Source organism: Marinitenerispora sediminis, assembly GCF_003336425.1.
Classification (GTDB): domain Bacteria; phylum Actinomycetota; class Actinomycetes; order Streptosporangiales; family Streptosporangiaceae; genus Marinitenerispora; species Marinitenerispora sediminis.
Map to the genome: position 1 here is coordinate 1 of NZ_QEIO01000014.1, position 22,037 is coordinate 22,037.

The following is a 22,037-nucleotide window of genomic DNA, read 5'->3' on the forward strand; positions in this document are numbered from 1 at the left end:
CCCGGCCGCCTCCGGGGAGGGTCCGGTAGTCGACGGTGACGCCGTCGGCCCAGGAGTCGGCGTCGTAGTCCTGCGGGAAGGTGGAGCGGCCGAGGACGCCGCGTCCCATGTCGACGGTGTAGAGGTTGAGCGTTCCGGCGTCACCGCGCCGCAGCCCGCGCTTGATCGCCTCATCGTTGCCCATGGGGTCGCGGAACCATGCGTCGTGGGCGGTGCGGGTGACACGGCGCAGCGCGAAGCGGATACCGGTGTCGGCGCCGCCGTACCCTCCGCTGAACGCCTTGTTCATCCCGGCGATCTGGTCCTCGACCATCTGCTTCGGCACGTTCCCGGTGCCGTCCTGCGCGGAGATGACGTGCACGACGACGGGGATCGTCACCCGCGCGGCGGCGTTCGGCACGCGCAGGCCGGCGGAGGCCTGGCGGAGCCGGCGGTCGAGTTCGGCGGCGCGCTCCGGGGAGACCGCGTGCGGGTCGCGCACGCCGGGGTCGGCGAGGCGGGAGGAGGCGGCCTGGGGCGGGCAGTCTGCCGCCTGGGCCGCGGTGGCGCGGGGCTCGGACGCACGCTGCGTGGTCCCGGGTTCGGCCGTCATCGCGACAATGCCGGCGAGGGCGATCGCGCTCACCGCCAGTCCGCCCCATGTCCCCGCGCCGCGCAACCGTCGTCCAATTCCCGCACTGCCCATGATGACGTACTGTAGTCGTCGGTGTGCGCGGTGTTGCGGGGAACGCGTCCGGATTGCGGAGCTTTTACCTCTGGCGGCGCCACCGGTCCGCGACGGCGCCATCGGTGAGCCGGATGCGCGAACGCCGTCGGCGCAGGCGTTTCAGGGAGCGCCGGGACCGCGCCGGCCGCCGGAGCGGAGCCGGGTCGGCGGCCGGCGCGGCCTCATCAGGACCCGCCGGTGGCCCAGCTGCGGATCTTGGCGATCCGGCTGCGGATCTCCTCGGCGGTGGCCTGCGCGATCGGCGGCCCCCCGCACGTGCGCCGCAGCTCGCTGTGGATCATGCCGTGCGGCTGCCCCGTGCGCCGGTGCCACGCGCCCACCAGGCCGTTGAGCTCACGTCGCAGGTCGGCCAGCACCTCGTGCTGGGCCGCCTCCTTCGGCTCCTCCTGGGGGGCCCGCAGCTCCTGCGCCCGCTGCTCGGCCTTGCGCTTGCGCAGCAGTGCGGCCACCTGGTCGGGCTCCAGCAGGCCGGGCAGACCGAGGAAGTCCTCCTCCTCGGGGGACCCCGGCGCCCCGCCGCCGAACTCGCCGCCGTCGTAGAGGGCGCGGTCGAACTCCGCCGACGCCTCCATGGTCTCGAACGGCAGCTCCTCGCCGACGTCGGCCGTGTCGCGTTTGCGGCGGGCCTCGTCGATGAGGTCCTGCTCGGGGTTGAAGTCCCCCTCCTTGATCGGCCGGTCGAGGGCGTGGTCCCGCTCCCGCTCCATCTCACCGGCGAACTCCAGCAGTGTGGGCACCGAGGGCAGGAAGACCGACGCGATCTCGCCCCGGCGCCGCACCCGCACGAACCGGCCGACCGCCTGGGCGAAGAACAGCGGCGTGCTGGTGGAGGTGGCGTAGACGCCCACCATCAGCCGGGGCACGTCCACCCCCTCGGAGACCATGCGCACCGCGACCATCCAGCGGTCGTCGGACTCCGCGAACTGCTTGATCTTGCGGCTGGCCGTGGGGTCGTCGGAGAGCACCACGGTGGCCCCGGCCCCGGTGATCTGCCGCAGGATGCGCGCGTAGGCGCGGGCGTTCTCGTGGTCGGTGGCGATGACCAGCCCGCCGGCGTCCGGCGTGCTGTTGCGTACCTCGGTGAGCCGGCGGTCCGCCGCCGCGAGCACCTTCTTGATCCAGTCGCCCTTGGGGTCCAGCGCCGCCCGCCACGCCTGCGACAGCGCGTCCTGGGTGAGCGGTTCGCCCAGGCGGGCCGCCAGTTCGTCGCCGGCCTTGGTGCGCCAGCGCATCTCGCCCGAGTAGGCCATGAAGATGACCGGCCGCACGACTCCGTCGGCCAGCGCCGGCGCGTAGCCGTAGCTGTAGTCCCACGAGCAGCGCCGGACGCCGTTGTGGTCCTGCACGTAGTCGACGAACGGGATCGGGTTGACGTCGGAGCGGAACGGCGTCCCGGTCAGCGCGAGCCGCCGCGCGGCGGGGTCGAACGCCTCGCGGGCGGCGTCGCCCCACGACAGCGCGTCGCCGGCGTGGTGCACCTCGTCGAAGATCACGAGGGTGCGGCGCGCCTCCGTGCGGTTGCGGTGCAGCATGGGGTGCGCCGCCACCTGCGCGTAGGTCACGGCGGCACCGATGTACTGCCGGCCCAGCGCGCCCTGGCCGTTGCGGAACTCGGGGTCGAGGGCGATGCCGAACCGCGCGGCCGCCTCCGCCCACTGCTTCTTCAGGTGCTCGGTGGGGCAGACGACGGTGATCGCGCGCACCCGGTGCCGCGCGAGCAGTTCACTGGCGAGCGTCAGCGCGAACGTGGTCTTGCCGGCCCCCGGAGTCGCGACGGCGAGGAAGTCGCGCGGTTCCCGCCGGAAGTACTCTTCGAACGCCTCGCGCTGCCAGGCGCGCAGGCTCCGCAGTCGTTCCGTGGTGTCGGTCTGGGCGAGGGTCATCGTGTGAATCCCGGGATACTCACGTGGATGAGGGTATCCGGAGCCGGGCACCGGGACGGTGAGGGACGGATGGTGCGTCGGTCACCCGCCCGCCTCCGGGCATCGGAGGGCTCAGTCCGCCGTGCCGCCGGCCCCCGGCTCGGACGGCGCGGCGGACGGACCGCCGACCGGCACGTCCACACCGATGATGCCCTCGCCGCCACCGCTCTCCCCGGCGGGGGCCGTGGTGCCCTCGCCGCCCTCCACGGTCACGTCGTTGAACGGCAGGTAGGGGTCGGCCCAGGGGAACACGACGTACCAGAGCAGCGCCGCCGCGCCGCCGAGCAGGGCCAGCGTGAGCAGCAGCTTCACGAACGCCGGACCGGGCAGCACACGCCAGATCAGACCGTACACGGTTTCCTCACTCCGCCTGCTCGGGGGCCATGTCGGCGATGTTCTCCGGCATGCCGTCGGACTTGGGCCGCGTCTCGCTCAGCTCGGCGTGGATGACCAGCCGGTGCGCGTTCTGCAGCTTGGGGTGGCACGTCGTGAGGGTCAGCAGCGACCGGGTCGGCTCCGCCTCGGGGTCGAAGGGGTCGGGAGCGACCACGCGTACCTGGTCGGGCGTGACGACCTCGGTCTCGATGACCCGGTACGTGTAGAAGTTGTCCCGGTCCTCCAGGACGATCTCGTCACCGTCGCCGAGCAGGTCCAGGTCCCAGAAGACGGCCGCGACGCGGTGCCCCGCCACCGAGTAGTTGCCGACCTGCCCCGCCTCCGCGGTGCCCGGGTAGTGGCCGGGCCCGTAGCGGATGTCCTCCGGCCCGACACCGTTGACCACGACCCACTTCTGGTCCAGCTTCGGGATGTAGAGCCGGCTGTTCGCCGTACCCGGGAGCGGCTCGGAGTCCGGTCCCTGGGCGCCTGCCTCCCACTGCTCCGCCACCGCCTGGTCCAGGCGGCTCTGCTCGTTGTCGGTCTGCGCCTGCTTGCCGTAGACCTGGTAGGCGGCGAAGAACAGCATGACCACGCCGGCCGTGAACAGCAGTTCGCCGATGGTCCGGAACGTGCCCCGCACGACGTCGCCGCCGGTGGGCGCACCGCGGCGGCGCCGGGCGTGCCTGCTGCCGGGCCGGGCCCGGCGCCGGCCGGACGGCTGTCGTTCGGTTGTGGAAGTCATGTGACCCTACCTGTGGTTACCGCTCATGCTCCCGGACACGCGACCGCGGCGGCCGGCGAGCGGCCGGGTCCGCCGGCCCGCACGAGGACGCGGCCGCGCGGAGCGGGGGTGCACCTCCGTGCGGCGCGGGGCCGTGCCCGTGCGCGTCCGGTCGTCCGCGCGGGACCGGCCCGGCCGCCGGGAACGTGCCGCTCCCCGGACCGTGTCCGGCCCATCGCGGGACCCTGTCCAACCCCCGCGAGGCGAACGAACCTCCGCCGATCCGCCATTTGCCGCGATCTGTCCTCCGGAGGGTATCGCGACTCGGACCGCCCGGGCAGCCGCGAAACCCCGGCCGGGCCGAAACGGCGCACCGCACGGCGCAGCCCACGCGGCGCGGCCCCGGCCCGGGTGACCGGATCGGGCCATCCAGGCGCGCGTAAGGGGCCGGACGGACGCTGGTCCGTCCGGCCCCTCGACGCCGGCCGCGGCGGGTACCGGACCCGCGTCAGCCCATGAGCTCCTCGTAGATCTTCTTGCACTCCGGGCAGACCGGGAACTTGTTGGGGTCGCGGTTGGGCACCCACACCTTGCCGCAGAGCGCGATCACCGGGTTGCCGGTGACGGCGCTCTCGGTGATCTTGTCCTTCTGCACGTAGTGCGCGAACCGCTCCCGGTCCCCGTCGTCGTGGGAAATATCCGGCCGTGTCTCGCTCTCGGGGAGCACCTTGTTCACAACGTCCATCGACATCCGGGCCTCACACCTCCTGCGTCTCGTCTCACGTTATCCGCGCCGCGCGGCGCGGTCAGTTCAGCGTCGGGTCGTCCGGGAAGGTCGACACCAGGGCGAGGTCGCCGCCCTGCCGCCGCAGCACCCGGGCCCACAGGGCGTCGGGGTCGGTCGAGAACACGTCGTCGGCCGTCGCCGGAAGCACGTACCACGCGCCCTCCCCGATCTCCTCCGCCACCTGTCCCTCGCTCCAGCCGGCGTAGCCGGCGAAGACCCGCAGGCGCCCGAGCGCGCCGCCGAGGATCTCCGGCGGGGTGTCCAGGTCGATGGTGCCCAACCGTGCCACCGAGGAGCCGGCCACCGGATTCGCCAGCGGCCGCCAACCCAGCGGCGCGTCGTCGCCGCCGGGCTCACCGAGCGCCAGGCCCGCCCCGGTGCCCACCGGGCCGCCGGCGAACATCACGCCCGGTTCGCTGGCGTAGCAGCCCCAGTCGGCGAGCACGTCGGTCACCGGCAGGTCGGAGGGGCGGTTGACGATGACGCCGAGGGTACCTTCGTCGGCGTCATCGTCGATCACGAACACGACGGATCGCCGGAAGTTCGGGTCGTCCAGCATCGGCGTGGCCACCAGGAGGCGGCCGGTCAGTCTCGGCTGGTCCATATCCCACCTTTTACCCGGCGGCGCGGGGGCCACCCCACCAGGGGGCGCGCCTAGATCTGCGCCTGGCCCTCGCGGACGGCGACCTCGCGGACCGCCTCGGCGACCCGCTGCGAGAGCCCCGCGTGGAAGACGCTCGGGATGATGTAGTGCGGGCCCAGCTCGTCGTCGGTGACGACGGAGGCGAGCGCGTCGGCGGCGGCCACCATCATGTCGGAGTTGACCGTGCGGCTCTGCGCGTCCAGCAGGCCGCGGAAGACGCCCGGGAAGACGAGCACGTTGTTGATCTGGTTGGGGTAGTCGCTGCGGCCGGTCGCGACAACGGCGGCGTGCAGCTGCGCGATGTCGGGGTCGATCTCCGGGTCGGGGTTGGCCAGCGCGAAGATGATGGCGTCGTCGTTCATCTCGGCCACGTCGTCGCCGTCGAGCAGGTTCGGTGCGGAGACCCCGATGAAGACGTCGGCGCCGCGGACCGCGCCCCCGAGGTCCCCGGCGTAGCCCCCGGGGTTGGTGTTGGCGGCGATCCACTCCAGGTTGTGGTCGAGGTTGTCGCGCCCCGGGTGGACGGCGCCGTGCACGTCGCAGACGATGACGTCCTTCGCGCCGGCGTGCATGAGGAGCTTGAGGATGGCGGTGCCGGCCGCCCCGGCGCCGGACATCGCGACACGCACCTCGCCGAGCTCCTTGCCGACCACGCGCAGGGCGTTCTTGAGGGCGGCGAGCACCACGATGGCGGTGCCGTGCTGGTCGTCGTGGAACACCGGGATGTCGAGGAGCTCGCGCAGCCGCGCCTCGACCTCGAAGCAGCGGGGAGCGGAGATGTCCTCCAGGTTGATGCCGCCGAACCCGGGGGCGATCACCTGGACGGTGCGCACGATCTCGTCGACGTCCTGGGTGTCGAGCGCGATGGGCCAGGCGTCGATGTCGGCGAAGCGTTTGAACAGCGCCGCCTTGCCCTCCATGACCGGCATGGACGCCTCGGGGCCGATGTTGCCGAGCCCGAGCACGGCGGAGCCGTCGGTGACGACCGCGACGCTGTTGCGCTTGATGGTCAGGCGGCGGGCGTCGTCGGGGTTGGCCGCGATGGCGGAGGACACGCGGGCCACGCCCGGCGTGTAGGCCATGGAGAGCTCGTCTCTGTTGCGCAGCGGCACCTTGGACTTGATCTCGATCTTGCCGCCCAGGTGCATGAGGAAGGTGCGGTCGCTGACCTTGTGCACGGTGACGCCCTCGATCGCGCCGAGCGCGTCGACGATCGCCTTGGCGTGGTCGGTGTCGCGGGCCGCGCAGGTCACGTCGATGCGGATGCGCTCGTGTCCCGCGGAGGTCACGTCGAGAGCCGTGATGACGCCCCCCACGTGCTCGACGGCGTTGGTCAGGCTGCCGACCGCGCTGCCGTGGCCGTCAAGCTCCAGACGGACCGTGATCGAGTAGGAAACGCTGGGAAGGGTGGCCACGTGAAGCTCCTCATTGTCACCGATGTTCCGCGCGCAGGCGCATTCCTCATGGTGCCACCGCCGGCGGCTGACCTGCGCGCCGGCCAACGGTAGCGGGATCACCGCGGGGGCGGCACCCCGGCCCGGCGGCACGGATGTCCAGGCGCGTTGCGCGTCCGCCCCGGTCGCGCGGGTGAGACGTGCCACATCCCCTGGTCAGCCCGCTCGGGCGGCGGCCCGGTCGCGGGCGAGCCGCTCGATGGCGTCCACGCAGGCCGCCAGCCCGATGGCGGTGGAGTCGACGACCAGGTGGTACAGCCGAGGGTCGGCGGCGTCGGCCCGGTAGAACCGGCGGACGTAGGCGGCGCGGGCGCGGTCGTTGTCCTCCAGTTCCCGCATGGTGGGCGGGCGCCACTGCTCGGCCTCCTCGTCGCCGCGGCGCAGTGCCTCGCCGCGGGACTCCTCGCGCATGGCCGCGGCGCGGGCCAGCCGGCGCCGCTTGGGACCGTCGAGGCGCACGTGCAGGGCGGTCGCGTGGTCGGCGAGCACCACCGCGCCGGCCCGGCCGAGGACGACGCCGCCGGTGCGGCCGGCCTGCGCGATGACGCGTTCGGTGTGCTCGACGAACTCCTTGTCGTAGAGCAGCCGGCCCTCGGAGTCGGTCGCGCCGATGAAGGTGGTGTCGATGCTGCCGAGGGTCACGCTGGGCATCCGCGCCGCGCTCGCCAGGAGGCGCTCCAGCCCGATGGGTGCGCGGTCGTCGTGTTCGAGGGCGTCCTCCAGTGAGCAGCCGATCCGGTGCGCCACCGCGCCGGGGATGGCGCGGTCGACGAACGGGACACCGAGCCGCCGGGCGACCGTCGGGCCGATCACGCTGCCGCCCGCTCCGTAGGTCGCCGAGATCGTCACCACGTGGCTGCTGGGATGCGTCATGGGGCACCGCCTGCCTTGGGCCGGACAGCTGTGTAGTCCGTTCGTACCCGTGTGGCGGCGCGTGACTCCCTCCGGCGGGCGCGACCGCGCCGGGCCGGCGCGGGTGCCGCGAACCGGCCGCCGCACCTGGAGGGGGCGGCCGGAGCGGCCCGCCGGATCACGTCCGCGCCGCAGACCGGAGCGGCCCGGACGCTAGAACAGCGCGGAGGTCAGCGCGCGGCGGGCCTTGGCGACGCGGGGGTCGCCGGGGGGCAGCACCTCGAAGAGGCCGAGCAGGTGCCGGCGCGCCTGGTCGCGGTCCTCGTCGCGGGTGCGCCGGACGGTCCCCACCAGCCGGTCGAACGCGTCCTCGAACTTCCCGCCGTACATGTCGATGTCGGCGACCTTGCACTGGGCGTCGACATCGTCGGGGTTCTCGGCCGCGGTCTTGCGGACGGCGTTGGCGTCGAGCTCGCGGACCCGGGAGACGAGCCGCACCTGGGCGAGTCCCACCTTGGCGGCCTCGTCGCCGGGGTCGGCTTCGAGCACCTTGGCGTAGGCGGCCTCCGCGGCCGCGTAGTCGCCGCGCTGGATGGCGGCGGCGGCCTCCTCCTGCACCGGGCTGCGCTCGGGCTGCGCCTCCTCGGGCTCGGCGGGCGCCGGGCCGAATCCGGTGTAGTCCTCGGGCAGCACGCCCTGCTGGCGCAGTCCGTCGAAGATCTGGGTCAGCCAGTCGCGCAGCTGCGGCTCGGTGGCCCCGCCGGTGGGGCCGGGCACGACCTGGCCGCCGATGACCATGGCCACCATCGGAACGGTGGGGGCGCGCAGCGCCTGGGCGAGCTGCGGGGTGGCGTCGGTGTCGATCTTGGCGAGGAACCACTGCCCGCCGGCCTGGGCGGCGAGCCGGTCGAGGGCCGTCTCGACCTGCTTGGCCTGCTCGGACCAGGCCGCGAGCACCGCGAGGACCACGGGCGCGCGCAGCGACCGTTCGAGGACCTCGCTCTGAAAGTTCTCCTCGGTGATGTCGATGGCGTAGGGATTCGCGGTGCCGGAGGACGCCTCGGCCTGCCGTTTGGCCTCGCGTTCCAAGGCCGCCTTGCGAGCTCCGAGGTCGACCGCGCTCTGCATGGAGAAGTCCGAAGGCTGCATGTATTCCATCCTGCCGTATCCCGCACGGCCGCGTGGAACCCCGCCGCGGACGACATGCCGGGACGGCACGCGGTCCGGAGCGCCGGGGCGGGCGCCGCTCCCGCGCGGGCGCCTCAGAACCGCGGGTCCTCCGTGTACTCGCCGAACTCCTGGCCCATGGTGCCGCAGATCTCACCGAGCGTGGCCTCGGCGCGCGCCGCCTGGAGGATGAGCGGGATGAGGTTGCCGGAGGCCGGGTCGCGGACGGCCGCGAGCAGGTCGGCGAGCGCCGCGTCGACGGCCGCCTGGTCCCGCGCGGCGCGCCGCGCGGCGAGCGCCCGCCGCTGCTCGTGCTCGACCTCGTGTCCCACCCGCAGGATCTCCAGTTCGCCGGAGACCGTGGCGGTGTGGCGGTTGACGCCGACGATCCGCTTGTCGTCCTTCTCCAGTGCCCGCTGGTAGCTGAACGCCGACTCCGCGATCTCGGAGCTGAACCACCCGCTCTCGATGCCCGCCAGGATCCCGGAGGTGACGGGGCCGATGGTGTGCTCGGCGGCGGCTCCCATGCGCAGGATGTGCTCGAAGATCCGCTCGGCCTCCTCCTCCATCCGGTCGGTGAGGGCCTCGACGAACCAGGACCCGCCGAGCGGGTCGACCACGTTGGTGACGCCGGTCTCCTCCATGATCACCTGCTGGGTCCGCAGCGCGATCTCGGCGGCCTGCTCGGTGGGCAGCGCGAGCGTCTCGTCCAGCGCGTTGGTGTGCAGGGAGTTGGTGCCGCCGAGCACCGCCGAGAGCGCCTCGACGGCGGTGCGCACCACGTTGTTGTAGGGCTGCTGCGCCGTGAGCGAGACCCCGGCGGTCTGGGTGTGGAAGCGCAGCCACTGCGCCTTCTCGCTGGTGGCGCCGAAGTGGTCGCGCATCCAGCGCGCCCAGATGCGGCGGGCGGCCCGGAACTTCGCGACCTCCTCGAAGAAGTCGATGTGCGCGTCGAAGAAGAACGACAGCCCGGGGGCGAACGTGTTGACGTCCAGCCCGCGGGAGAGGCCGAGTTCGACGTAGCCGAACCCGTCGGCGAGCGTGAACGCGAGCTCCTGCGCGGCCGTGGCGCCGGCCTCGCGGATGTGGTAGCCGGAGACCGAGAGCGGCTTGAACGCGGGGATGTTCTCGGCGCAGTACTCCATGAGGTCGCCGATGAGGCGCAGGTGCGGCTCGGGCGGGTACAGCCACTCCTTCTGCGCGATGTACTCCTTGAAGATGTCGGTCTGCAGCGTGCCGTTCAGGGTGCGGATGTCCGCGCCCTGGCGCTCGGCGGCGACGAGGTACATGCAGAAGATCGGGATGGCCGGCCCGCTGATGGTCATGGACGTGGTGATGTCGCCGAGCGGGATGCCGTCGAACAGGACGTCCATGTCGGCCGCGGAGTCGACCGCCACCCCGCAGTGCCCGACCTCGCCGAGGGAGTGCGGGTCGTCGGAGTCGCGCCCCATGAGGGTGGGCATGTCGAAGGCGACGGAGAGGCCGCCGCCTCCGGAGGCGAGGATCATCTTGTAGCGCTCGTTGGTCTGGACGGCGTTGCCGAACCCGGCGAACTGCCGGATCGTCCAGGTCCGCCCCCGGTAGCCGGTGGGGTGCAGCCCCCGGGTGAAGGGGTACTCCCCCGGCCAGCCGATGCGTTCGAAGCCCGGTACGCGGGCGCCCGGCGGCGGCCCGTAGACCGGCTCGACCTGCTGCCCCGAGAGCGTGCTGAAGTCGGCGTCGCGCTTGCGCGCCGCGTCGTAGCGTGCCTGCCAGCGGGCGCGTCCCGCCTCGATGTCCTCGGCCATACCTCCGATAGTAGGACTTCCTAGTAATTCTCGGTAGGGCATCGCCGGGGAAAGCCGGAACAGCCGGATCACGCGGGACCCGCACGGCACCCCGGGGCCGGGCCGGCCCGCGGGGTCCGGTCAGCGGCGCGGCGCGGCGTCGTCGGGGAAGTCCCCGTACCCCACCCGCAGGCTCCGGAACCGCCGGTGGATCTCCCACAGCTCCTCGTCGGAGTAGCAGTCGAGTCCGAAGTCCATGGCCAGCAGGTCGGTCGTGGCCTCCTCCACGACCCGGCGGCCCGCGTCGGTGATCTCCGCGAGGGTGCCGCGGCCGTCGCTGGGGTTGGGGCGGCGGCGCACCAGGCCCTGGCGCTCCAGCCGGTCGATGGTGTTGGTGACGCTCGTCGGGTGCACCATGAGCCGTTCGCCGATCTTGCCCAGCGGCAGCGCGCCGGTGGAGCTGAACGTCAGGAGCACCAGCGCCTCGTAGCGCGCGAACGTCAGCTCGTGCGGTTTGAGGGTGGCGTCGAGCTGGCCGATGAGGATCTGCTGCGCCCGCATGATCGAGGTGACGGCGGCCATGGCCGGCGACGCGCCCCACCGTCGGGTCCAGTTCTCATGGGCGCGCTCGATCGGGTCGAACGGGAGGTTCAGCGGATTTCCCACACGCAACACTGTAGCGATCGCGTACGGCGCGCGGGGTGGCCGACCGGCGTCCTGCCCGCTCACGGCCCGTGCGGCGGGGTGCGCGCCGGTCGGCCGGTCCCGGTCCGGGCGGCGCCGGGGAGCTCGCGCTCAGGCGCCGGCGAGCTCGGCCAGCAGCGTGTCGGCGGCGCCGTAGGGGTCCAGCCTCCCGGCGGCGACCTCGGTGGCGAGCCGGTCGAGGTCGGCGCGGCCGGACAGCCCGCCGAAACGCTCCCGCAGGGTGTGCAGGACGATGGCCTCGACCTCCTCCCGGGCGCGCGCGTGCCGGCGGCGCCGCCACTCGCCCGACCCGCGCAGGTGCCGCTCGTGCGCGTCCAGCCGCTCGACGAGCTCGCCGATCCCCTCCCCGCTGACCGCCACAGTGCTGACGACGGGCGGCCGCCACCCCTGCGGTTCCCGGGGTGTCTGCGCGACCGTCTGGCGCAACTCGCGCACGGCCACCCGCGCGCCGTCGCGGTCGGCCTTGTTCACCACGAAGACGTCGGCGATCTCCAGTACGCCGGCCTTCGCGGCCTGCACGCTGTCGCCCATGCCCGGCGCGACCAGGACGAGGGTGCTGTCAGCGTGCGCCGCGATGTCGACCTCGGCCTGGCCGACCCCGACGGTCTCCACCAGGATGGCGTCGAACCCGGCCGCGTCCAGCACCCGCAGCGCGTGCGGCGTGGCCCAGGACAGCCCCCCGAGGTGGCCGCGGCTGGCCATGGAGCGGATGAAGACGCCGGTGTCGGAGGCGTGCCGCTGCATGCGCACCCGGTCGCCGAGCAGCGCGCCGCCGGTGAACGGCGAGGACGGGTCGACCGCCAGCACGGCCACCCGCGCGTCCCGCTCGCGCAGCGCCGCGACGAGCGCGTCCGTGCACGTCGACTTGCCCACGCCTGGGGCGCCGGTGAGGCCGACCACCCGCGCCCGCCCGGTGTGCGGCGCCAGCGCCGCCATGACGGCGCGCAACTGCGGCGCGGCGTCCTCGACCAGCGAGATGGCCCGGGCGACCGCGCGGGGTTCCCCGCGCACCACCCGGGCGACGAGATCGGAGACGTCCATGCAGCTCCTTCACACCCGGCGCGGCGCCGGCGGGAGGTGGAGGTGAGGAGGAAGCACCGCCCCTGGAGAGGCAGCATCCCGCGAGGAGGAAGCACCGCCCCGCGAGGAGGCAGCACCGCCCCTGGGGAGGCAGCATCCCGCGGTGGGCGGGAAGCGCCACCCGCGGGGGTCCGTGCCCGTGGCGCGGCCGGAGGGCGGCCCCGCCGGCGGGGCCGCCGAGCGCCCCGCCGGCCGCGGGTCAGCTCGCCGGCACGCGCAGCAGCAGCGCGTCCCCCTGGCCGCCACCGCCGCAGAGGGCCGCCGCGCCGAGCCCGCCGCCGCGCCGGCGCAGCTCGTGGACGAGGTGCAGCGCGAGGCGGGCGCCGGAGGCACCGATGGGGTGGCCCAGCGCGATGGCGCCGCCGTTGACGTTGACGATGTCCTCGGACACGCCGAGGTCGCGGACGGACTGCACGGCGACGCTGGCGAACGCCTCGTTGATCTCGATGAGGTCCAGGTCGCCGACCCGCGCGCCGGCCTTGCCGAGCGCGTGGTTGATCGCGTTGGAGGGCTGCGACTGCAGCGAGTTGTCGGGCCCCGCGACGTTGCCGTGCGCGCCGATCTCGGCGAGCACCGGGCACCCCAGCTCCTCGGCGCGGCGCCGGCTCATCACGACGACGGCGCACGCGCCGTCGGAGATCTGCGAGGAGGAGCCGGCGGTGATGGTGCCGTCCTCGGCGAAGGCCGGGCGCAGCCGCCCCAGGGTCTCGACCGTGGTGTCGGCGCGCACGCCCTCGTCCTCGGTGAACAGCCGCGGCTCGCCCCGCCGCTGCGGGATGGAGACCGGGACGATCTCGGCGTCGAACCGCCCGTCCTTGACGGCCGCGGCGGCGCGCTGGTGGGAGCGCGCGGCGAACGCGTCCTGCTCCTCGCGCGTGATGCCCAGACGTGCGTTGTGCCGCTCGGTCGAGGCACCCATGGACTCCGCGTCGAAGGCGTCGGTGAGTCCGTCGTGGGCGGTCGCGTCCAGCACCTCGATGGACCCGTACTTGTAGCCGTGCCGCGACTTGGGCAGCAGGTGCGGCGCGTTGGTCATGGACTCCATGCCTCCGGCGACCACGACGTCGAACTCGCCGGCGGCGATCAGCTGGTCGGCCAGCGCGATGGCGTCGAGCCCCGACAGGCACACCTTGTTGATCGTCAGCGACGGCACGTTCATGGGGACGCCGGCGCGGACGGCCGCCTGCCGCGAGGGGATCTGGCCCTGGCCGGCCTGGAGCACCTGGCCGAGGACCACGTAGTCGACCTGGTCCCCGGTGATGCCCGCGCGCTCCAGGGCCGCGCGGACGGCGATGGCGCCAAGGTCGACCGCCGAGAAGCCGGCCAGCGCTCCGAGCAGGCGTCCGATCGGGGTCCGGGCTCCACTGACGATGACGGAACCGGGCATTGCCAGCCTCCCATTGTGATTCAGCGCACCTGGTCTGCCACCATACATACACGCCCGCCGCCCGCTCCGACCGGAGGTCGCACACCGTGTTCACCCGCATCGACCACGTGGGAATCGCCTGCCACGACCTCGACGCGACGGCAGAGTTCTACCGCCGCGTCCTCGGCTTCGAGGTGACCCACGAGGAGGTCAACGAGGAGCAGGGCGTCCGCGAGGCGATGCTGCGCACGAACGGCACCGACGACGGCGCGGCGAGCTACATCCAGCTGCTGGAACCCATCCGCGCGGACTCCCCGGTGGCGCGGTTCCTGGCGCGGCACGGCGAGGGAGTGCACCACGTCGCGTTCGGCACCGGCGACGTCGCCGGCGCGGCGGACGCGATCGGCGGGCGGGGGGTGCGCGTGCTCGGCGGGCCGCGGCCCGGCAGCATGGGGTCGCGCATCACGTTTCTGCACCCGAAGGATTGCGGCGGAGTCCTGACCGAACTGGTGCAGTCGGCGCAACAGGACGCGCGGACGGAATCCGAGCCGGACGAATAAGCAGGTCAATAAGCCCACCATCTGGTGGTAACGCGTTGGTCACCGTTGCGGTCCGACTACGTCCGGACATGAGGGAGTCGACCGAAATTCCGCCTTCGGCCCCCGGAAACCCTTCCGCGTGCGCGCGGACTTGGTAAAGTCTGCTATCCACCAAGGTCTCTCTTGGACGCAGCTCCTGTCCCACTGGTTCAGGCCCGCGATTCGGGTTAGCCGTGCACGACGTCCGCTCCTGAGCGTCACGAACTCCATATCAATGGGGTGAACTTGACCACGCTATTGGTAGTGCCGGAGTACGCTCCCGTAGCAGTGACTACCGGATTGAGGCGTGTGAAGTGGCCTCGGCCGGACGCCGTGACGCTCGTGCCCGACTCGAACCCAACTTCCGTAATGTAGCCGTCCCGTCACCACGTTCAGGATTCCGCCACATGTCGTCCGATATTGACGCCCAGCTCAGCAACTTCTTCGAGGAAAGCCCTCAACCCCGCGAGTTCGATGTGGTGCTGCGCGGCTTCGACCGGCACCAGGTCGACAACTACATCGGTCAGCTCGACGCCGACCTGCGCTCCGCCAAGGAGGAGGCGCAGAAGGCCCGCAACGAACTCGCCGACGCCAAGCGCCAGCTGCAGGAGCAGGAGCGCCCCACCTACTCGGGGCTTGGCGCCCGCATCGAGCAGCTGCTGCGGCTCGCCGAGGAGCAGGCCACCGAACTGGTGCAGGCAGCGCGTGCCGAGGCCAACGACATCAAGGCCGCCGCCAAGATCGAGGCCGCCGAGATGCGCGCCGCCGCTGAGAACGAGGCGACGGACCTGCGCACGACGGCGCAGCGCGACGCCGACGAGATGCGCTCCTCTGCGGAGAGCGAGGCCGAGGAGATCCGGACCACGGCCCGGCGCGAGGCCGACGACCTCACCTCGACCACCGAGCGCGAGGTGCAGAAGAAGCGCTCCGCGGTCGACCACGAGATCGCGGAGAAGCGCGCCACCTTCGAGGGCGAGATCGCGAAGCTGCGCACGACCACCGAGCGCGAGTGCGCCCAGGCGCGCGCGTCGGCGAAGCGGGAGCGCGACGAGACGATCCAGGCGGCCAAGCGCCAGGCCGACGAGATGCGGGCCCAGGCGCAGCGCACCCTCGAGGAGAGCGAGGCCAAGCGCGCCCAGGACGAGGCCGAGTTCGAGATCCAGCTCGCGAACCGCCGCGAGGAGGCCGAGCGCCAGGACGCCGAGCGGCTCGCCGCCGCCCAGGCGGCCACGCAGAAGCTGGTCGCCGAGGCCGAGGAGCGCGCCGCCAGCGCCGAGCAGCGGGCCACCAAGGCCAGCGCGCAGGCGGAGCAGACCCGCCGCGACGCCGAGCAGCACGCCAAGCAGCTCGTCGCGAACGCCAAGAAGAACGCCGAGCAGGTGACCACCGAGGCCAAGTCCAAGGCCGAGCACCTGGTCAGCGACGCGAAGTCCGAGGCCGACCGCATCATGACGGCCGCGCAGCAGAAGGTCGACGAGCTCACCCGCCAGCGGGACAGCATCCAGTCGCACCTGCAGCAGCTGCGCCAGCTGCTGGGCGGCGGCGCCGGGGCGAGCTTCTCGGCCCCGCCGGCCCCCGCGCCGGCGGTCGCGTCGGGCGGCGAGGAGCCGGCCGCCATCGAGGCGACGTCCGGGGCGGGCAGCGCCCCGAAGCGCCCAGTCGCCGCGAAGAGCGGCAAGGGCGACGACGAGGACTGGTGGCAGGAGTAGCGTCCGGCAGGTCCACCGCGCGGCGGACGTGACCGCACACGGAGACGGGGGCCCGGTCCTGGTGGACCGGGCCCCCGCCGCTGTCGGCGCCCGGGCGGTGCCCGCGGCGGCCCCGGACTAGTGGGCGCCGGCGCCGGTCAGCGCGCGGACCTCCAGCTCGGCGTGCTTGTCGGGGTCGCGCTCCTTCGACAGCAGCGTGCCGACCACGGCGCACAGGAAGCCGACCGGGATGGACACCAGGCCGGGGTTCTCCAGCGGGAACCAGGCGAAGTCGACGCCCGCCGGGAAGAGCGACAGGCTGTTGCCCGTCTCGGGGTCGACCTTGCCGGAGACCACCGGCGAGAAGAACACCAGCCCGACCGCGGAGACGAGCCCGCCGTAGATGCCGGCGACCGCGCCCGCGGTGTTGAACCTCTTCCAGAACAGCGAGAGCAGCAGGGCGGGCAGGTTGGCCGAGGCGGCGACCGCGAAGGCCAGCGCCACGAGGAACGCCACGTTCAGGCCCTGCGCGAAGACCGCGAGGACGATGGAGACCGCCCCGATCCCCAGCGCGGAGAGCCGTGCGACCCGGACCTCCTCCTTGTCGGTGGCCTTGCCGCGCCGCACGACCTGGGCGTAGAAGTCGTGCGCGATGGACGACGACGAGGCCAGGGTGAGTCCGGCGACGACCGCGAGGATCGTGGCGAAGGCGACCGACGCGATAAGCGCCAGCATCACCGCGCCGAGGGCGTCGCCGCCCAGGCTCTGCCCGACCTCCTCGGCGAGCTGCGGTGCCGCGGCGTTGCCGGCCGCGTCCTGCGCGAGGATCGCCTCCCGGCCCACGAGCGCCGCGGCGCCGAAGCCGAGGACCAGGGTCAGCAGGTAGAACGTGCCGATGAGGCCGATCGCCCAGTTGACCGAGGTCCGTGCCGCCCGAGAGTTGGGCACAGTGTAGAAGCGGATGAGGATGTGCGGCAGGCCGGCCGTGCCGAGCACCAGGGCGATGCCCAGGCTGATGAGGTCGAGTTTGCTCCACAGGGTGGCGAGCGGGTCGCCGGCGACCTCGACCCCGTAGCGCAGGCCGGGCTCCAGGAACCGGGTGCCCTCCTGCCCGCTGGCCCGGGCCGCGTCCTCCAGCAGCGCGCCGAAGTTGAAGCCGTAGGCGGCGAGCACCAGGACGGACAGCAGTCCCGCACCGGTCATCAGCAGGACGGCCTTGACGATCTGCACCCAGGTGGTGCCCTTCATCCCGCCGAAGGTGACGTAGACGATCATGAGGATGCCGACGAGCACGATCGTGACGATCTTCGCCTGGTCGGCGGTCAGGCCGAGGAAGGTCTCCCCGTCCTGGATACCGAGCAGCAGCGCGATGAGCGCCCCCGCCCCGACCATCTGGGCCAGCAGGTAGAAGATCGAGACGGTGATGGTGGAGAACGCCGCGGCCGTGCGCACCGGCCGCTGGCGCATCCGGTAGGAGACCACGTCGGCCATGGTGAACCGGCCGGAGTTGCGCAGCAGCTCGGCGACGAGCAGCAGGGCGACCAGCCACGCCACCAGGAAGCCGATGGAGTAGAGGAAGCCGTCGTAGCCGAACAGCGCGATCATCCCGGCGATGCCGAGGAACGACGCGGCGGACATGTAGTCGCCGCCGATGGCGAGGCCGTTCTGCACGCCGGAGAAGCCCCGGCCGCCGGCGTAGAAGTCGGTGGCCGTCTTGGTCCGCCGGCTGGCCCAGATGGTGATGCCCAGCGTCGCGGCGACGAGCACCAGGAACAGGGTCATGGTGAGGGCGCGGCTGCCCGCGCCCGCGGCTTCGGCTGCGAGGATCACGCGCCGGCTCCCTTCTCGTCGCCGGCGCCGGTCCGGTCGGCGGCCGGCGCGGCGGCCGGCGCGGCGGCGGAACCGGCGTCGAGCTCGTCGTGGATCTGCTCCGCGAGCGGGTCCAGCCGCCGCCCGGCGTAGCGCGCGTACAGGATCGCGATGCCGAACGTGGTCACGAACTGGAGGAGGCCGAAGAGCAGGGCCACGTTGACGTGGCCGAACAGCACGATCGACATCACGTCGCGGGCGTAGGCCGACATCAGGACGTAGAGCAGGTACCACGCGAGGAACGCGGCGCTCATGGGGAAGACGAAGACCCGGAGGCGTCTCCTGAGCTCGACGAATCTCGGGTCGCTGTGCATCGCCACGGACCGGCGGGCGAAGTCGGCCTCGGGCGACCCGCCGTGTTCGGGCGATCCTCGGGAGGCGGTGGTCATGGGAGCCCCTCTCTCGCGGTTTACCGACGACCCGCCCTAGCCGCTATGGCGGGCATCACAGAAGAGTAGGGGTGTGCAAGCTCACACGTCACGGCGATTGCGTCACGAATGCGTCACTCATGGCGCTGCGACACTATCTCTGCGTAGTTTCTACCTTTATGTGAACTTTATCGACCAAGGTCGCGTCCGCGGCGCCCCCAACGGGGGCAGCGGGAAACGCGCGAGTGGCGGCCGGAACGCGCGGCGGGGCCGGGCGGCCGCCAGGCCCGCTGGACCGCCCTCACAGCACGTCCTTCTCGTAGGGGCCGTCCCACTCGGTCGGCAGCGGGTGGGCGTCCGGCGCCACCCGCCGGGCCACCTCGTCCAGCACGACGCGGACGTAGGGCTCGCCCACCCACAGGTGCTTGGCACCGTCGACCCCGATCACCTCCGCCTGCGGCACCCGGGCGAACCGCTCACGGGCCTCGGCGGGGCGCAGGTAGTCGTCGAACTCCGGCACCAGCGCGACGAGGGGCTTGCCCGAGCCCGCCCACACGTCGAGGTCGGCGTCGGTGGCGCGGTGCAGCGGCGGCGACAGCAGGATCGCGCCCTCCACCTCGGGATCGCAGCCCCATTTCAGGGCCAGTTCGGTGCCGAAGGACCATCCCAGCAGCCAGGGGCGGGGCAGCCCCTCGAACTCGGCGAACTCGATGGCGGCGGCCACATCGTGCCGCTCGGACTCGCCCTCCCCGAACGCCCCCTCGCTCGTCCCGTGCCGCGAGGTGGTACCGCGGGTGTTGAACCGCAGCACCGCCACGCCGGCGAGCGCGGGCAGCCGGAACGAGGCCTTGCGGAGCACGTGGCTGTCCATCATGCCCTCGGCGGTGGGCAGCGGGTGCAGGCAGACCAGGGTCGCCACGGGCTCGGTTCCCGGCGGCAGGGCGAGTTCACCGACGAGCCGGAGTCCGTCGGCGGTGTGCAGGGTGACGGGCCGGCGCTCGGCCGGGAGCACCGTACTGGCGCGGATGTCCATGGCTCCTCTGGGGTGACGGGGTCGGGCCGGCGCGGGACGGGGACGCGGCGGGCGCGCCTCAGCGGCGCGGCGGGCGCGCGGAGCGGTGCGTACGCCGCTGCCAGCAGGAGGAGTGCCAGTGCCGGCGGTCCTCGCCGTCGCCGTAGGGGCGCCAGGCGACGACGTGCGCCATACCGGGCGGGATGTCCTGCTGGCAGCCCGGGCAGCGGTAGACCTTGGCAGCGGCGGCTCCGGTGATCCGGCGCAGCACCCACTCGCCGTCGGGTCCGGTCTCGCGGTGCTCGGCACCGGTGACACGCAGGATCAGCGACTCCTCGGCGCTCTCCGGGCGCTGGGCCGCCTTGCGGCGCGGGACGTTACGGCGCGGACTCACGCATCCAGGGTAGGAGGGCGGCGGCTGTGCCGCGGCCGCGGGGCGGTCCCGGCGGCGGCCGGCCGCACGGCGTGCTCGGGCGCGCGGCGCCGGCGCCGGCCTTGCACCGGGACCGCCGGGACCGCCGGGCACGGCGCTATCGGAGGATCCGGCCGCCCGCGACGAGATCGGCGGCGAGCAGCGGCGGCGGCGCGTACCCGGGTGTCAGCCCCGCGTCGGCCATGCCGCCCAGCACGTTGGCGACCGCGTCGGCGCCGCGTTCGGCCAGCATCTCGAAGGGGCCCTTGGGGTATCCGCAGCCGAGCCGCATCGCGGTGTCGACGTCGTCGGCGGTGGCGTAGCCGTCGCCGACCATCCGCAGCGCGTCGTCGATGTGCGGGACGAGCAGCAGGTCGGCGAGGTCGAAGCGGTGCACCTGGTCGCGCACGACCTCGGCGACGGGGCCGGTGGGCAGCGCCTCGGCCGGATCGCCGGCTCCGGAGTGGTCGTAGAAGCCGCGGCCGCTCTTGCGGCCGAGCAGGCCCGCGGCGACCATGCGGCGCAGCAGCGGGGCGGCGGCGTAGCGGGGCTGGCGGAACTCCTCCCACAGCACGTCCATGACGGCGAGGGAGACGTCCAGCCCGACGAGGTCGAGGAGGGTGAGCGGCCCCATGGGCAGCCCGGCGGCGGCGGTGACGGCGGCGTCGATCTCCTCCCGGGAGGCGATCCGCCGCTCGTAGACGCGCACGGCGTCATTGAGGTAGGGCACCAGCAGCGCGTTGGCGACGAACCCGGCGCGGTCCGTGACGCCGATCGGGGTCTTGCCCAGCCGCTTGGCGACCTCGGTGGCGATCTCGGCGGCGCCCGGCTCGGTGAGCACGGTGCGCACCACCTCGACCAGCTTCATCGCCGGCGCGGGGTTGAAGAAGTGCAGGCCCACGACCTTGCCGGGCCGCCGGGTCAGCGCCGCGATCTCGGTCACCGACAGGGAGGAGGTGTTCGTCGCGAGGATGGTCCCGGGCGGGCACACCCGGTCGAGGTCGGTGAAGACGTCGCGTTTGAGGTCGATGCGCTCCGGCACGGCCTCGACCACGAAGTCGGCGTCGCGCAGGTCGTCGCGCGCGGTGCTGAAGGAGATGCGCGCCAGGATGTCGCGGCGCTCCTGCTCGGTGAGCCGCCCCTTGCCGACCGAGCGGTCCAGCGACGACTCCAGGTGGGCGCGGCCGCGGTCGAGCGCCGCCCCGTCGATCTCGACGCCGACGACCGTGAAGCCGGCCCCGGCGAACACCTCGGCGATACCGGCGCCCATCGTCCCGAGTCCGACCACGCCGACCGTCTGGAATTCCTGCACCATGGCTCCCCAGCCTAGACCCCGCGGCCGCGCTCGCCTACTGCCGGGTAAGTGCGGCGCGTGTCCCGATCCGTCGGCCGGCACGGGCGCGGACCGCGCGGATGCGCGCCGCCGCCCGCCGATCCGGTCGTTTCCACCCACCGGGCCGCCGGGATGACCACAATATGGGGATGCGCATCGGTGCCTTCCTGCTGGCCGCCCAGTTCCCAGGGCGGGATCACACGTCAGTCCTGGAGTCGGCGCTGGCCGCCGCCGTCGCGGCCGAGACGGCCGGGTTCGACGACGTCTGGCTCGCCGAGCACCACTTCATGTCCTACGGCGTGTGCCCGTCCGCCGTGACGATGGCCGGGTTCGTCCTCGGCCGGACGCGGCGGATCGGGGTCGGCACGGCCACCAGCGTGCTGAGCACCCAGCACCCGGTGGCACTGGCGGAGCAGGCCAACCTGCTCGACCAGCTGTCCGGCGGCCGGTTCCGGCTGGGAGTCGGCCGGGGCGGTCCGTGGGTGGACCTGGAGGTGTTCGGCACCGGGCTGGAGCGCTACGAGCGCGGTTTCCCGGAATCGATGGAGGTGCTGCTGGCGGCGCTGCGCGGCGGCCGGATGCGCGCCGACGGCGCGACCTTCGGCTTCCGCGAGGTCGAGATCGTGCCGGGGCCGCGCACCCGGCCGCACCTGCCCGTGGTGGTGGCGGCGACGTCGGAGCCCACCCTGGAGCTGGCGGCGCGGCTCGGCCTGCCGATGCTGCTCGGGATGGACCGCGTTCCCGCGGAGCACGCCGCCCGGATCGCGGCCTACGACCGCGCCGCCGCGGCCGCGGGCAACGGCCCGGCCGGGCACGTGGTGGCCGCGCTGGCGCACGTCGCGGACTCCCGCGGGCGGGCGCGCGAGGCGGTGCTGGAGGCGCTGCCGCGCTGGCTCGGCCCGGGACTGGCCGGGTACGTCCCGGTGGACGGCCGGCCCCGCGTGCCGAAGGACCCGCGCGAGTACGCCCGGTTCCTGTGCGACACCCACGCGGTGGACACCCCCGAGGGGTGCGTCGAGCGGCTGGTGGAGCAGGCTCGGACCTCGGGCGCCGCGGAGCTCATCCTCATGGTCGAGGCGGCCGGCGAGCACACCGCCACCCTGGACAACATCGCCCGGCTCGGTGCCGAGGTGCTGCCCGGGGTGCGCGCCGCACTGGCCTGAGCGGCGCTCCGGCACCATGCGGTGGCGGGGCGGCCGCACCCCGCCA

General features: G+C 73.2%; 20 protein-coding genes and 1 pseudogene. 3 read left to right on the forward strand and 18 right to left on the reverse strand.

All coding sequences use genetic code 11. From position 1 onward, the window contains the following. The 13 genes and pseudogenes from DEF28_RS04120 to DEF28_RS04180 form a co-directional block, all read right to left on the reverse strand. Nucleotides 1-685: pseudogene (locus tag DEF28_RS04120) on the reverse strand (zinc metalloprotease); the annotation flags it as partial. Between the two features lie 206 nt (nucleotides 686-891). Next, complete coding sequence (locus DEF28_RS04125; RefSeq protein WP_114399313.1) at nucleotides 892-2,610, reverse strand: DEAD/DEAH box helicase; 1,719 nt, start codon at nucleotides 2,608-2,610, stop codon at nucleotides 892-894. A 111-nt stretch (nucleotides 2,611-2,721) separates the two neighbouring features. Next, nucleotides 2,722-3,003 carry a hypothetical protein gene (locus DEF28_RS04130; protein WP_114399314.1) on the reverse strand — a complete coding sequence of 94 codons (282 nt, stop codon included), beginning with the start codon at nucleotides 3,001-3,003 and terminating at the stop codon, nucleotides 2,722-2,724. A 7-nt stretch (nucleotides 3,004-3,010) separates the two neighbouring features. Next, nucleotides 3,011-3,769, reverse strand: a complete 759-nt coding sequence (locus DEF28_RS04135; protein WP_114399315.1) for a class E sortase — start codon at nucleotides 3,767-3,769, stop codon at nucleotides 3,011-3,013. A 487-nt stretch (nucleotides 3,770-4,256) separates the two neighbouring features. Further along, on the reverse strand, nucleotides 4,257-4,499 hold the full coding sequence (locus DEF28_RS04140; protein WP_114399316.1) for a DUF3039 domain-containing protein: 243 nt from the start codon (nucleotides 4,497-4,499) through the stop codon (nucleotides 4,257-4,259). 55 nt (nucleotides 4,500-4,554) lie between these two features. Next, a complete protein-coding gene (locus DEF28_RS04145; RefSeq protein WP_114399317.1) occupies nucleotides 4,555-5,139 on the reverse strand; it encodes a YqgE/AlgH family protein in 585 nt (194 codons plus the stop codon). Between the two features lie 50 nt (nucleotides 5,140-5,189). Next, the gene (locus DEF28_RS04150; RefSeq protein WP_114399318.1) at nucleotides 5,190-6,593 is read right to left on the reverse strand and encodes an NAD-dependent malic enzyme; all 1,404 of its coding nucleotides are present in this window, start codon (nucleotides 6,591-6,593) and stop codon (nucleotides 5,190-5,192) included. Between the two features lie 195 nt (nucleotides 6,594-6,788). Then, the gene (locus DEF28_RS04155; protein ID WP_114399319.1) at nucleotides 6,789-7,505 is read right to left on the reverse strand and encodes a cytidylate kinase-like family protein; all 717 of its coding nucleotides are present in this window, start codon (nucleotides 7,503-7,505) and stop codon (nucleotides 6,789-6,791) included. 192 nt (nucleotides 7,506-7,697) lie between these two features. Further along, the gene (locus tag DEF28_RS04160; protein ID WP_114399320.1) at nucleotides 7,698-8,633 is read right to left on the reverse strand and encodes a tetratricopeptide repeat protein; all 936 of its coding nucleotides are present in this window, start codon (nucleotides 8,631-8,633) and stop codon (nucleotides 7,698-7,700) included. A 113-nt stretch (nucleotides 8,634-8,746) separates the two neighbouring features. Then, the gene (locus DEF28_RS04165; RefSeq protein ID WP_181874376.1) at nucleotides 8,747-10,438 is read right to left on the reverse strand and encodes an acyl-CoA mutase large subunit family protein; all 1,692 of its coding nucleotides are present in this window, start codon (nucleotides 10,436-10,438) and stop codon (nucleotides 8,747-8,749) included. Nucleotides 10,439-10,558: 120 nt separating this feature from the next. Beyond that, entirely contained in the window at nucleotides 10,559-11,083 is a 525-nt protein-coding gene (locus DEF28_RS04170) for a MarR family winged helix-turn-helix transcriptional regulator (RefSeq protein WP_114399321.1), read from the reverse strand. Between the two features lie 129 nt (nucleotides 11,084-11,212). Further along, nucleotides 11,213-12,163 (reverse strand): methylmalonyl Co-A mutase-associated GTPase MeaB, encoded by a 951-nt coding sequence (meaB, locus tag DEF28_RS04175; protein WP_114399322.1) that lies wholly within the window; start codon nucleotides 12,161-12,163, stop codon nucleotides 11,213-11,215. Nucleotides 12,164-12,401: 238 nt separating this feature from the next. Beyond that, the gene (locus tag DEF28_RS04180) at nucleotides 12,402-13,589 is read right to left on the reverse strand and encodes an acetyl-CoA C-acetyltransferase (RefSeq protein ID WP_114433203.1); all 1,188 of its coding nucleotides are present in this window, start codon (nucleotides 13,587-13,589) and stop codon (nucleotides 12,402-12,404) included. Between the two features lie 86 nt (nucleotides 13,590-13,675). Here DEF28_RS04180 and mce point away from each other — a divergent pair, with 86 nt between their 5' ends. After that, nucleotides 13,676-14,128: a methylmalonyl-CoA epimerase gene (mce, locus tag DEF28_RS04185; protein ID WP_114399323.1), complete on the forward strand. Its 453-nt coding sequence runs from the start codon at nucleotides 13,676-13,678 to the stop codon at nucleotides 14,126-14,128. Between the two features lie 425 nt (nucleotides 14,129-14,553). Beyond that, nucleotides 14,554-15,855, forward strand: coding sequence for a DivIVA domain-containing protein (locus tag DEF28_RS04190; protein WP_114399324.1), 1,302 nt, complete (start codon nucleotides 14,554-14,556; stop codon nucleotides 15,853-15,855). Nucleotides 15,856-15,972: 117 nt separating this feature from the next. On the opposite strand, the gene DEF28_RS04195 is transcribed toward DEF28_RS04190, so the two are convergent. The 5 genes from DEF28_RS04195 to DEF28_RS04215 form a co-directional block, all read right to left on the reverse strand. Beyond that, nucleotides 15,973-17,664: a solute symporter family protein gene (locus DEF28_RS04195; RefSeq protein WP_114399325.1), complete on the reverse strand. Its 1,692-nt coding sequence runs from the start codon at nucleotides 17,662-17,664 to the stop codon at nucleotides 15,973-15,975. Continuing rightward, a complete protein-coding gene (locus DEF28_RS04200; protein ID WP_233515081.1) occupies nucleotides 17,661-18,092 on the reverse strand; it encodes a DUF485 domain-containing protein in 432 nt (143 codons plus the stop codon). Before DEF28_RS04200 ends, DEF28_RS04195 begins: the two co-directional genes overlap by 4 nt. Nucleotides 18,093-18,372: 280 nt before the next feature. Next, nucleotides 18,373-19,104 (reverse strand): alpha/beta hydrolase, encoded by a 732-nt coding sequence (locus DEF28_RS04205; protein WP_114399326.1) that lies wholly within the window; start codon nucleotides 19,102-19,104, stop codon nucleotides 18,373-18,375. A gap of 58 nt (nucleotides 19,105-19,162) precedes the next feature. Continuing rightward, a complete protein-coding gene (locus DEF28_RS04210) occupies nucleotides 19,163-19,477 on the reverse strand; it encodes an ATP/GTP-binding protein (protein WP_181874377.1) in 315 nt (104 codons plus the stop codon). Between the two features lie 136 nt (nucleotides 19,478-19,613). Then, complete coding sequence (locus DEF28_RS04215) at nucleotides 19,614-20,810, reverse strand: 3-hydroxyacyl-CoA dehydrogenase (protein WP_114399327.1); 1,197 nt, start codon at nucleotides 20,808-20,810, stop codon at nucleotides 19,614-19,616. 167 nt (nucleotides 20,811-20,977) lie between these two features. On the opposite strand from DEF28_RS04215, the gene DEF28_RS04220 reads away from it, so the two are divergent. Then, a complete protein-coding gene (locus DEF28_RS04220) occupies nucleotides 20,978-21,991 on the forward strand; it encodes an LLM class flavin-dependent oxidoreductase (RefSeq protein WP_114399337.1) in 1,014 nt (337 codons plus the stop codon). Nucleotides 21,992-22,037: the final 46 nt, after the last annotated feature.

Excerpts from the sequence above, each read along its gene's own strand:
- DEF28_RS04160 (WP_114399320.1), bottom strand. The coding sequence starts at position 8,633 with ATGCAGCCTTCGGACTTCTCCATGCAGAGCGCGGTCGACCTCGGAGCT.
- DEF28_RS04190 (WP_114399324.1), top strand. The coding sequence starts at position 14,554 with ATGTCGTCCGATATTGACGCCCAGCTCAGCAACTTCTTCGAGGAAAGC.
- DEF28_RS04155 (WP_114399319.1), bottom strand. The coding sequence starts at position 7,505 with ATGACGCATCCCAGCAGCCACGTGGTGACGATCTCGGCGACCTACGGA.
- DEF28_RS04145 (WP_114399317.1), bottom strand. The coding sequence starts at position 5,139 with ATGGACCAGCCGAGACTGACCGGCCGCCTCCTGGTGGCCACGCCGATG.
- DEF28_RS04165 (WP_181874376.1), bottom strand. The coding sequence starts at position 10,438 with ATGGCCGAGGACATCGAGGCGGGACGCGCCCGCTGGCAGGCACGCTAC.
- DEF28_RS04135 (WP_114399315.1), bottom strand. The coding sequence starts at position 3,769 with ATGACTTCCACAACCGAACGACAGCCGTCCGGCCGGCGCCGGGCCCGG.
- DEF28_RS04140 (WP_114399316.1), bottom strand. The coding sequence starts at position 4,499 with ATGTCGATGGACGTTGTGAACAAGGTGCTCCCCGAGAGCGAGACACGG.
- DEF28_RS04180 (WP_114433203.1), bottom strand. The coding sequence starts at position 13,589 with ATGCCCGGTTCCGTCATCGTCAGTGGAGCCCGGACCCCGATCGGACGC.
- DEF28_RS04205 (WP_114399326.1), bottom strand. The coding sequence starts at position 19,104 with ATGGACATCCGCGCCAGTACGGTGCTCCCGGCCGAGCGCCGGCCCGTC.
- DEF28_RS04220 (WP_114399337.1), top strand. The coding sequence starts at position 20,978 with ATGCGCATCGGTGCCTTCCTGCTGGCCGCCCAGTTCCCAGGGCGGGAT.
- meaB (WP_114399322.1), bottom strand. The coding sequence starts at position 12,163 with ATGGACGTCTCCGATCTCGTCGCCCGGGTGGTGCGCGGGGAACCCCGC.
- DEF28_RS04215 (WP_114399327.1), bottom strand. The coding sequence starts at position 20,810 with ATGGTGCAGGAATTCCAGACGGTCGGCGTGGTCGGACTCGGGACGATG.
- DEF28_RS04125 (WP_114399313.1), bottom strand. The coding sequence starts at position 2,610 with ATGACCCTCGCCCAGACCGACACCACGGAACGACTGCGGAGCCTGCGC.
- DEF28_RS04200 (WP_233515081.1), bottom strand. The coding sequence starts at position 18,092 with ATGACCACCGCCTCCCGAGGATCGCCCGAACACGGCGGGTCGCCCGAG.